The organism is Streptomyces lavendofoliae (assembly GCF_014649735.1).
GTDB classification, from domain to species: domain Bacteria; phylum Actinomycetota; class Actinomycetes; order Streptomycetales; family Streptomycetaceae; genus Streptomyces; species Streptomyces lavendofoliae.
The window spans coordinates 1-10,402 of the sequence record NZ_BMTP01000040.1 but is presented as its reverse complement, the minus strand read 5'-3'; the positions used below and the strand labels follow the sequence as shown (position 1 = coordinate 10,402).

6 protein-coding genes are annotated in these 10,402 nt (G+C 70.0%); all 6 read right to left on the bottom strand.

Annotation, left to right across the window (positions count from 1 at the left end; genetic code table 11):
- Positions 1 to 339: 339 nt before the first annotated feature.
- The 6 genes from IE109_RS32465 to IE109_RS32440 all read right to left on the bottom strand — a co-directional run bounded on the left by IE109_RS32465 (position 340) and on the right by IE109_RS32440 (position 9,870).
- Positions 340 to 2,358, bottom strand: coding sequence for a helicase associated domain-containing protein (locus tag IE109_RS32465; protein ID WP_189554948.1), 2,019 nt, complete (start codon positions 2,356 to 2,358; stop codon positions 340 to 342).
- A gap of 139 nt (positions 2,359 to 2,497) precedes the next feature.
- Entirely contained in the window at positions 2,498 to 3,511 is a 1,014-nt protein-coding gene (locus IE109_RS32460) for a TniB family NTP-binding protein (RefSeq protein WP_189554947.1), read from the bottom strand.
- Positions 3,505 to 5,703, bottom strand: coding sequence for a TnsB C-terminal domain-containing protein (locus IE109_RS32455; protein ID WP_229891874.1), 2,199 nt, complete (start codon positions 5,701 to 5,703; stop codon positions 3,505 to 3,507). Before IE109_RS32455 ends, IE109_RS32460 begins: the two co-directional genes overlap by 7 nt.
- Positions 5,700 to 6,407, bottom strand: coding sequence for a TnsA-like heteromeric transposase endonuclease subunit (locus IE109_RS32450; protein WP_229891873.1), 708 nt, complete (start codon positions 6,405 to 6,407; stop codon positions 5,700 to 5,702). The genes IE109_RS32455 and IE109_RS32450 overlap by 4 nt, the downstream gene beginning before the upstream one ends.
- 191 nt (positions 6,408 to 6,598) lie before the next feature.
- Entirely contained in the window at positions 6,599 to 9,256 is a 2,658-nt protein-coding gene (locus tag IE109_RS32445; protein ID WP_189554946.1) for a DEAD/DEAH box helicase, read from the bottom strand.
- Positions 9,257 to 9,333: 77 nt separating this feature from the next.
- The gene (locus tag IE109_RS32440) at positions 9,334 to 9,870 is read right to left on the bottom strand and encodes a hypothetical protein (protein ID WP_229891872.1); all 537 of its coding nucleotides are present in this window, start codon (positions 9,868 to 9,870) and stop codon (positions 9,334 to 9,336) included.
- Between the last annotated feature and the right edge of the window lie 532 nt (positions 9,871 to 10,402).

Here is a 10,402-nt window from a genome sequence, read left to right as displayed (position 1 = left end):
TTGGTGGGGGCGGTCGGGCTCCGGGCCGAGCTGGCACGGCTGGGTGATGGGCGGTCTGGGGTTTCAGTTCTCTGTGTTGAGCTGCTGTTTTGTCAGGTGGAGCGGGTGTTGGTCAGGTGTGGTCATGTTCCGGGTGTGTTGATCAGCTCCGTTGAGTGTTGCTATGCGGTCATCTCGTACAGGGCGGTGTCCATGTCGGGTGGGGTCCAGGTGCGGATCGGGGCTGGGCGGCGGCGAGGAGCTGGTGGATCGTTTCGGGCTCAGGTCTGGGCGGTGCCCAAGGCGGCTGCCCTACTCACGGAGACGCTCCGGCTTGGCGACCGCCGCGCGGCGTCGACCTCAAAGAGTTGCGGAGCCTGCAGCTCCTAGGGCGTGGCCGGACGTGTCTTTTACGTCCGCGGTCGGGGCCGCAGTCCGCCTTTTCGGGGTTGTACGTGCGTGGTCCCGGGCCGCGCGGGCTACTTCGGTGGTGATGCCGATACCAGCGAGGAGCTGCTGCTGCTCCTTGCTGAGTTCGTCGTACGTGCTGCACTGGCGCCGCAGCCATCGCGTGGATAGGGAGTCGTCGAGGTCGATGAAGCTGGAGCCGGGACGAAGAGGCCGACGGTCCGCAGCGCTGTGGGCGCGGTCATAGCTGCGCTGCCATTTCAGATGCCAGGGCGGGCGCCACCAGGGGTCGATGGCGGCGAGGGCCTGGGCGCGGCCGGCGGGCAGAGGCCGGTGGCCGGTGCGCTGGTAGTTGCGCTGGTTGGCGAGCCACTGTCCCAGGCGGAAACCCTCGTGGACGGTTGCGGAGGTCACGGAGGCCAGGCTGCCGTGTTCGGCGGCGTAGGAGCGGGCGTGGGCGAGGGCTTCTTCGGCGCCTGCCTTGAGGTTGCGTCGTCTGGGCCGGGCCGCGGCCACCGCCGCGTCATCGATGCCGATCTGATTGAGAAGGCGTTGTTGTTCGGGGTGGAGTCCGGGGTAGCGGGTGCACTGCAGGTAGAGCCATTCGCCGAGGCTGTAGCTGGTGGCGGGAAACCCGCGGGCGGGCTCGAGCGGGCCGTGGGCTTCGGCGTGATCGCGGGCTTGGTGCCAGGTGCGCTGCCACAGGGTGCTCCAGGGCACGTTCCACCACGGATACAGCGCGTGGAGGGCGGCGGCTTGGTGGGCGGGCATGCGGGTGTGGCGTGCGCGGGTGTTGGCGAGCCACTGGCCCAGCGGATAGTCGGCAGGGGTGTCTTCTTTGGGGACGGCGAGGTGCCCGTGCTGCTGGTGGTAGGCGTGGGCCTGGGCCAGGCCTGTCTGGAAGGCTTCCTCGGCCTGGAGACTGTGGCCGCGCAGCCGTCTGGCGGTTCTTGCCGCAGGCGGGGTGCCGTCGGTGGCCGGCGGGTGGGGGAGGAGGTCGCTGAGGGGGCGGGGCCGGTGCGATGAATGCACCTTCCACAGCGTGCGCTGCGCCGCAGGTGTGGAGGCCGCGCCAGTGTGTACGCACGAGTGGGCCCAGGTGTACAGCGGCCCGTGGGTGACGGTGGCGAGGTGATGGGCGAGCCACGGCCGTCCGAGCCGGCCAGCGACCTCGGCCAGCAGCCCCGGTAGTTCGCCCAGCCGGTAGGGGAGATGGCCGCTCGGTTCGGCGACAGTGCGATGCTGCAGAGGCCGGCTGACCAGTAGGCGTGCGAGGGTGACGGTCTCGGGATAGGTGATCAGGTCGCGGGCGGCGACCTTCCACCAGCCCGGATCGGCGCCGGTGGGCCGGGTGGCCTCGAGACGGGTCGGCCACAGACGCTCCTCGTTCGGCCAGGGCTGGTCCCACCAGGAGCCGGTGATGGCGCGGGCGACTTCGAAGGCCTGCACACCGGCAGGGGAGCGGCGCAGCAGTCGGACATGCCGTCGCTGGGCGTCGACCACCTCCGGGCACGGGCCAAGAGGCACGGGCAGGCCGTTGGTCCCGGGCAGGAACAGCAGCCAGTATCGGTGGCGTGCGCAGACCCGCTCTCCGGGCGCCAGGTACCGGCGTGCGGGTACGCGGCGGCCGGTGCGCGCGGCGGTGCACGCGGGGCATGCCGGCCCCCAGGCGGCGACGACCTCCTCACCGCGCATCAGCCGCCCGACCGGGCCGCTCCCGTATTTGCCGCACGGCTCTTCCCGCCTCCATGCGGGCAGGGCCTCCTCAAGCACATGCTGCAGAACACGGCAGAGTGCGGCGACCCGTTCGCGGGCCTGGGCGTTGAGGTGGATCTCGCTGTCCGGGTACAGCATCCCGGTGAGGTTCTGCTGCCCGCCGACATCGGTGATGGCGGCCAGCACCTCACGGATGCCGAGGTGGTAGCGGGCGGCGATTCTGTTCAGGAACGACAGCGTCAGCTCCCCGTTCAACGGAGCGATGCGTCCTGCTGCGCCGCCCCTGATGGCGGGCGTGATTCCGCCAGATGCGGCTTGTTCGCGTGCCGCCCATCGGCCCCGGGGCAGGCGAACAGGCACGGGCGTGTTGCGCCGGTGCGCCATACCGGTTGCCCTACTGCTTCCGCCGTACGGGTCGGGCTTGGGCTTCGGCGGCCGCGTCAAGCTCGACCTCGCTCAGCAGCTGCTTGGTGATGCGTTCGGTGCCTTCGGTGAGGGCGATGAGGGCGGCTTCGCGGATGAGGTGGGAGAGGCTTCCGATCCGCCCTGCGGTGCGGCCATGGAGGTAGGCGGCGTGCTTGACCAGGGTTCCGGGCCGGTGGGCGCGCAGCCTCAGCAACGTCTCCATGGCCCTTACGAGGTCGTCCCAGACCGACCTGTCCTGCTCCGTGGCATACGCCAGCGGGCGGTGGCGGAAGATCTTGAAACGGCCGGCGATCTGCGCTCCGCGCACCCCGCTGAGCAGGGAGGAGGTCTCGACGTCGATCGCGGAGTACACGAAGGTGGCCGGGATGCGTTCGCCGAGGTGCTTCAGCTGGTCAGAGGTTTCCGCGCCGGCGCGCCGCTGGGTGTCCAGGAGGTGGACGTCGTCGATGAGGACCAGCTGGGTGCCCAGTTCGCACAGCAGGTCGCAGACGGCGCCGGTGATCTGGGTCTGGTTGAGGCGGTCGGTGACGGGCATGCCGAGGAACCGGGCGAACTCGCTGACGAGCATCTTCGGGGTGGCGGCCGGCGGCACGCTGATGAACAGCACCGGCCTTCTGTTCTCCTGGCCGGGGTGCTGGCGGGCGTCGGCCAGCTGGAAGGAACGCCCGAGCGCCATCATCGTGGTGGTCTTACCCGTCGTGGCCGGACCGGAGATGATCAGGCCGCGACGGGCGCCGGCCTGCTGGCGGCGGTTGAGCAGCAGCAGCCGGCGTACGGCGGTGAACACGCTGTCCATGGCCGGGGTGCGCATGACGGCGAGTTCGGAGTGGTAGTCCTCGCGCTCCGCCTGGGACCAGGCGCCGTCGGTGACGTCACGCGCGGACGCCTGGGCTCGGTGGACGAAGGCATCCCATCCCTGCCATACGGTCGGAGGGGCCAGCGGGGCGAACCCCACGGCACCGGTGGAGATCGGGCTCACCATCGCAGGGACTCCTCGAAGGGGTCGTAGACCGTGACCTGGGGACGCCTCGGCGCAGGCAGGCCGGCTTCCTGTACCGCGCCGGTTGGGGAGTCACTCTGCGGTGTGTGTTCAGTCGGCCAGATGCTCAGGGCGCCGTCGCCGGTCACAGGCTCCTCGTCGTCCTCGCTGTCGCCGAAGACGTCCTCACCAGGCTCGTCGGCTTCCGCCTGCGGCTGCCGGCCGTACAAGATCCCCCACACCGCACCATCGGTTGCGGCAGTGCGAGCGCGGGCGGCGACGATCTTCTCCCGCTGGGTGCCATGTCCGGCGGCGGCGCGTTCCAGCAGCTCGCGCAGGGCGAGCGCCAGGTCGTGTTCGTGTTGGGCGCGGTCTGCGCGGCGGGCGACGGTGCGCTTGATGTGCTGCCAGGCGAAGTCGGTGAACGGGGCGCTGACCAGGGTGCGGTGGATCCACGGCACCGCCTTCCACCCGTATCCGCGCGGCTGGTCAGGCTTCGGCAGGCGTACCCAGATCTGGCCGGGAGCGTGCGGGTTGTAGTGGATCTCCCACAGGCCGTCCGCCGCCGGCGAGGGCTCGCCGCGGTGGGGGTTGAGGACCTTGTGGTCGTAGGTGCGGTAGTCGATGCGGATGCCGTAGTCGTTGATCTTCTGCCGCTTGACGGGCATGAGCTCGATGTAGTCCTCACGTCCCAGCGGCACCGGGACGTACCCGCATACGGCGACCAGCGCCGCCCACATCTCATTCGGCGACAGCGCACAGCGGGGCATCATCGGGTGCCGCAGCCCGTCATGCTCACGCTCCTGCCATCCGCAGATGATCCACTCCTGCAGCAGGTCGTCCAGCTGGGCCAGCGTCCACACCGCCTCGCCTTCGGCGTCCTGGCCGCGCTCGCCGGTGTGCGAGCCCGTATAGGCGGCCACATGCTGCACGAACAGTGTGTTGATCGAGGAGAAGGTGCGCTCCACGTGCCCCTTGGCGGGCCCGTTGCCCGGCGGCGCGGGCTGCACGGAAATGCCCAGCGACTCGCAGGCGGCGATGAACGAGGACGACACGAACACCTTGCCCTGATCGACCACGATGGTCTGCGGGGTGATCACCGGCCGCGCCGCGGCACCCTCCAACCGGGCATCCACGCTCAGCAGCCGCTCGTAGGGCACCACCGAGCGTTCCATCGCCAACGCCTCGGCCCAACCGGGCCGCATCGGCGCCGGAACCATCATCTGCGCCAGCAGCAGCGCCGCGTCGACGCTGCGGGTCCCTTTCGCACGCATCACGGCTGCGCAGATGGTCCGGGTGGCGACATCGAGCGCAATGGTCAGCTCGGGCCGTTCCACCACCCCGTCGTCGAGGACCACGAAGGCATCCAGCAGAGTGCTGTCCATCATCACCAGCTCACCCGGAGCCATCACTGTCGTCGGAACGAATGGGGGAGCCGGCCTCGCTGAGCGCCATCGGCGCTGCCGCGCACTGCCCAGCAGCCCGCGCCCGTCAGCCAGGGCGTGCACCAGCCGGTTGAACGTCGCACCCGAGGGCAGCCGCACCACCCCCTCCCCGTACTGCTCGGCCAGTAGCCGCTCGGTGTACACCCGCAGCCGCCCCAGCGTCCCGCTGGAGCGCTCCCGCCCTGTCTCCAGAACCTCCCGCAGAGCGGTCACCACCCGCTCGTCCGCACGCCCCAGCGCCGTCCGCGGCCGGGTGGCACGGTGGTCCACCAGCCCCCATACCCCGTCCTGCCGGTACCGGGCCCGCATCCGCCGCACCGTCACCGCGCTGGTGGGCATGCCGGCCGCCGACAGCTCCGCCGCCTTCGCCTCCTCCCGCTGCGTCATCGTCCGCGTCTGCGGGTCGTACTCTGCCCGCCGCGGACCCGCATCACTGGGCCCGCCCGGCTGCCCCGTCTCCACCTCCTGCACATGCCGCTCCCACGCAAGGGCCCGTTCCCGCACCGTCTCGGGCAACGACTCCAGCAGGCCCAGCGGCGGCACCCGGGGCACTCCCGGCGCATCCAGGACTTCGAACCCCGCATCGGCGAACAGCAGCGACAGCAAAACCGCCGCCACCTCACCCTCCTCGGCAACCAGCCGCACCTGACCGTCAGCAAGGGCCGCCACCGTCCAGGTACGCCCCGCGAACCGCACCCGGTACCCCAGCCCCACCACCGGCCCACCAAACACCCCGCTGCCTGCCCTCATCCCGATCCCTGCACCCACACCGGCATCCGCTCGTGCATCGGGACGCTCAGATCCCCCGTGAGCCGCCCTACCCACAGGGCATGGAACAGCGCAGGAAGCACGACCAGCGGATCCCCGACCCGGCGTACGCCCTCCCACAGTGGCGCGGGCTCGGTAAACGCCTCATGCACCGCAGCCGCCAACGCCTGTCCACCGCGATGCCGCGGATGCCGGTACCCCGCCAGCCAAGTCACGTTGCGCCGGTAAACCGGGTCGACAGGCCCGAGCACCCAGTACCGCCAGCCCACCGCAGTACACATGTGCCCGACGGCCGATGCCAGGGACCGCTGCCGCTGCGAAAGCTCCGGCCTGGAGGTGCAGTCCGCCAATACCGCCTGCCCATCACCGAACCGGAGCATCAACTGCGGCACATGGGCCCGTACACCACTCGGGTCACGCCACCGCAGCTCCAGCGGCCGAGCGGCCAGGCTGCTGATACGCGAGTCGCGGTCGAGCAGCATCACGTGCAGCCGCATCGCCGCGGACCCGTAAGGCACCAGCCGACCCGTCGTCGACGACCACCACCATCCCGGTGCCAGCCGCTTGCCCTTACGGACTGGGAATGGCCTCAGCGGCGGACACTGTTCAAAGACCACCTCACCGGCAGCCACCGACCACCTCGAACACTCCATCGTTCTGTCGGCAGCCAAGAACAGCACATCCACCGACTCAACGTCGGCTCTCCCCGTCCTCGCACCCTCACGACCTGCACCCTGCACACAGAGGCAAACGGCTTATCGGTCCATCCGGTAATGGGCCACAGGAAGTCGATCAACAAAGGCCGCCACCAGAGACGCCGGCCTGGTCTGTGCGACAGGGCCAACACGGTCGGCGTTTCGTTACTTGGCCACCCGCTCTATGCCCATTCGATGCCTAGCTCGGCGAGTGCGTTGAGCTGTTCCTGGGTGAGTTTGTCGCGGCGTTGTTTCTGGTTGGCGTACCAGATCCCCAGGGCCAGATCGTGCTCCTGGCCGTCGATGACGATCTTCTCTCGGTGGGTCCGCTTCACCGTGGAGTCGCCCTCTCGGGCGATGTACTGGGCGAGGGCGGTCAGGCCGCGTTGGAATGCCTGCTGGGCTTTGCTCGGGCCCTTCGCCGAACGTGGGGCCGGTGGGGCGGGGGCCGGCGCCTGGTCGGGTTGTACGCCCAGCTTGGACAGCCGTTCTTGCTGCTCGGCGGAGAGTTGCTTCCAGGTGCCTGGCTTCTGATGCTGTTGGAGCCATCGTCCGATGTCGTCGCCGTCGAACGTCACGCCGGGCTGGATGTCGGGTAGGACCCCACCGGCCTCGTCGGCGGCGAGGTCCGCGAGTACGCGGTGGTGGCGTTGCCAGTCGAGGGGCCAGGGGCAGTTCCAGTCGGGGTCGATCTCCGCGAGCTGCGCGGCCCGGGTCTCCGCGCGCTGCGGGTCCTTGCCGAGGCCGTTTTTGCGGCGGAGGTTGGCGAGGAGTTGGCCGATGGCCAGCTGCTCGCCGTCTCCTTCGCCCCACGTCGCGTCTTGCCGGGGTGCGAGGTGTCCGGTGGCCCGGTGGTAGGAGCGGAGTGCGGCGAGTTTGTTCTCCCACGCTTCGTCGCCGGGCTCCCACACCATTCCGGCGTCGTCGAGGAGGGTTTTGCGGTGGGGGTCGAGTTCGCCGGCCCGCAGCGCCTTGCGCTGTTGATGCACCCACCGGCCAAGCGGGAACGCCTTCGTCGTCCCGACCTCGGTCTCGACGTCATAGGGCACGGCGTACAGGCCGGTGATCCCGTTCTCGGCACGCCACCGGACCAGGGCCTGGTAGCCCTCGAGCCAGACGAGGGACTGGGGACGGATGACGCGGCAGCGTGTGAGGGCGGCGATGTCGGCGGCGTCGCGGGGGGAGGCGAAGTTGACCACGACCGAGGTGACGCGGTCGACCTCCTGCTGCGTCTGGCTGGTCTCCTCGGGCATGTCCCCGTTCTCCGGGCCGGCCGCGGGGGCCGGCCGGACGTGGATACGCCGCCGTTCGGTACCGCGGGTCAGGGCGCGGGAGGCGAGCTGGTCGACCATGCGTTCCGAGTGCGAGCGCAGGGCTTGGAGGATGTCGACCAGGGGCTGGTAGCTGGCCGAGGCGACCATGTCCTTCGGGTCCTCCCCGGGCTGGAGGAAGACGGGGATGATGATCCGCGCGGTCTTGGTCGTGCCGTCCGGGTTGGGGCGCAGGGCACGTCCGATGTTCTGGACGACGTCCACCTGGGAGCTGCGCGAGCCGACGATGCACACGGCCTCGACCCCGCGCAGTCCGGCGATATCGACCCCGACCCCGAGGGCGCGTACGGAGGACAGGAACGCCCGGTGCACCCGGCGGCTGTCGGCATCGATGCCGTTGGCGAACCGGTGGATCACCGCACGCCGGTGCGCGATGGGATGGTCCCCGCACAGCCAGTCCGCCCACACCCGCTCCGGGGGCACGTGACGGCTGTCCTCGAGCTCGTACAGCTCAGCACCGATCGACGACGCGGGCAGCTCCTCCGCCCCGGCCAGCACCACCGCAGAGGCCTCAGCGGCATACAGCTCGGCGGCCGTCGCCGGCATCTGCTCCGCGAACGCTTCGGCTTCCTCGACCCGCTGGTGGAACACCATGGTGGTGTGCAGATTCCGCTGCGCCGCATGCTCCAGCAGTGCGGCCTGGAGCAGGGCCATGCGCCGACCGCGCAGCGCGTCCTCCGACAGTCCCAGGATCGGGTCGGGGTCGCGGATCTCCAGCACGTCGATCTCGAACCCCGCGAGGATCGACCGCTCCACCGCCTCCGCCAGCCCAAGATCAAAAATCCGGGTGCCGTAGATGCGGGAGTCGTCCTCCATCGAAGCGATCACCACCTCCTGCCCGTCCCGCCCGCGCTGTGGCCGGGGCGCGGCGAGGATGCGTGGGGTGGCGGTCAGGTAGAGCCGGAAGTCGACAGGGATCCGGCTGTTGTCGTGGATCGCCGCCCACGGCCGCCCCATATCCCCGGCCGTCATGTGCCCCTCGTCCAGAATGGCCAGGTCAAACGACGCCATCCGCTGCCCATACAGCCGCTCCCCGCCCGCCAGAGCCGACTCCAACGGCCCCGGGACAGTCCGGCGACCAGTGACGTCAGCGGGGTCCTCGCGGTCCACGAGAGAGGCGTACGTGGCGAACACGACCACCGGACCGCTCCCGACCCACAGCGCGAGCTGGATCGGGTTGGTCGTGGTGCGCACCCCGAGCTGCTCCAGGACCTCGTCCCTGTCCACCGAGCAGACCGCGACCATCGGCGCCCGGTGCCCGACCCGCCGCCAGGACTGCGCGCTCTGCACGATCAGGTCCAGGGTGGGCACCATGACGAGGATCCGCCCCTCCGGGAAGTACTCCAGAGCGCACGCAGCGGTGGTGATCGTCTTACCGGACCCGGTCGCGGACACCCCCATGGCACGCGCCCCCTCCGGGGGCACAAAGGATCTTGCAGGAAATCCGACCCAGTTACGAAAGCGCAATTTCTGGTCGACCTGGTGTTCCTTGAGCGGAAACAAAACCATTTCTGAGCCCTCCCCGATTCCTATTCCTGTGGTCCTTCAGATGGCCGCGTGCGGAATGCAGACCGCACCCGAGCCGTTCAGACCGACGCACCCGCCCTGCGCCAGCCGGGCTTTCCGTCCTTGAGGGGAGCCTGGTCGTCCAGGTCGCAGTGCCCGACACCGAGCGCGCAGAGGATGCAGTCCTCGTCGCTGTCCACCCTCCGCGCCGCACACAGACCGCCGGCCTCGCCCAGCACCCGGCGCCGCGCCATGGTGTGCGGATAGGCGCGCGGCAGCACGGACTCCCGGACGAACCCCTCCAGCCGCACCAGGTCCGCCCCTTCACGCTGCCTCACGTCCGCGAAATGTACGACCAGCTCAGCCGCCCCGCCCCACCGGCCGCCCCGCCGTGGCCAGTCCCGGTCCGCGATGCCCCCCAGGGCCTCGTTCCCCGCCATCACGCCTTCGTCCCAGCCGTCCGCGAACAGCGCACCCCGAGAAGCCGGCGCCATGCCGTCCAGCTCCACCACCTCGCACCGCGCCCCGGCGTCCGCCCCGGCCTCCAGGTTGTCCGCCTTGCTCGTGGGCACGCCCTGCGCCTCCAGGAGCGCGAACAGTCTCAACCGAGCGTTCACACCCGCCCTCTGGTACTGCGTCACCCGACGCACAGAATCGCTGCTCAGCACGGGACCTCGTCCGGTAGATTCGTGGTGACCGGTCATCTGGCCATTCCTCTCGAACCCTGGGAGACTCCCGGGTGGCTGGTGGGTGTCCCAGATTTCTGCCAACAATACATGCTGCATCTATCTGAGGCAGCTACTACACTAAAACCCGACACGAACGAACGACCCCCGCTCCTCGTAGCCAGCTAGGCCCGCGTTAGCGGGCCTAGGACCTGGAGGCGCAGCCGGAAGGGCCCTTGAGGCGGGGGAGTGCAGCGGACCCGCCGACCCAAGGCGGAGCGAAGCGAAGCCCAGGGTCAGCGGGGCGAAGCCCCGCCGCTCCGGAAGCGCAGCGGACGGAGCGTCACCAAGCCCGCGCAGCGGGCTTGGTGAGCGGGACGCGCAGCGTCCCGCCAGCGCTCCCGCGGAGCGGGAGCGCAACACCCGCGCGCAGCGCGGGTGTTCGCTTGCACATCGCGCAGCGATGTGGGACCCGCTCCGCGGG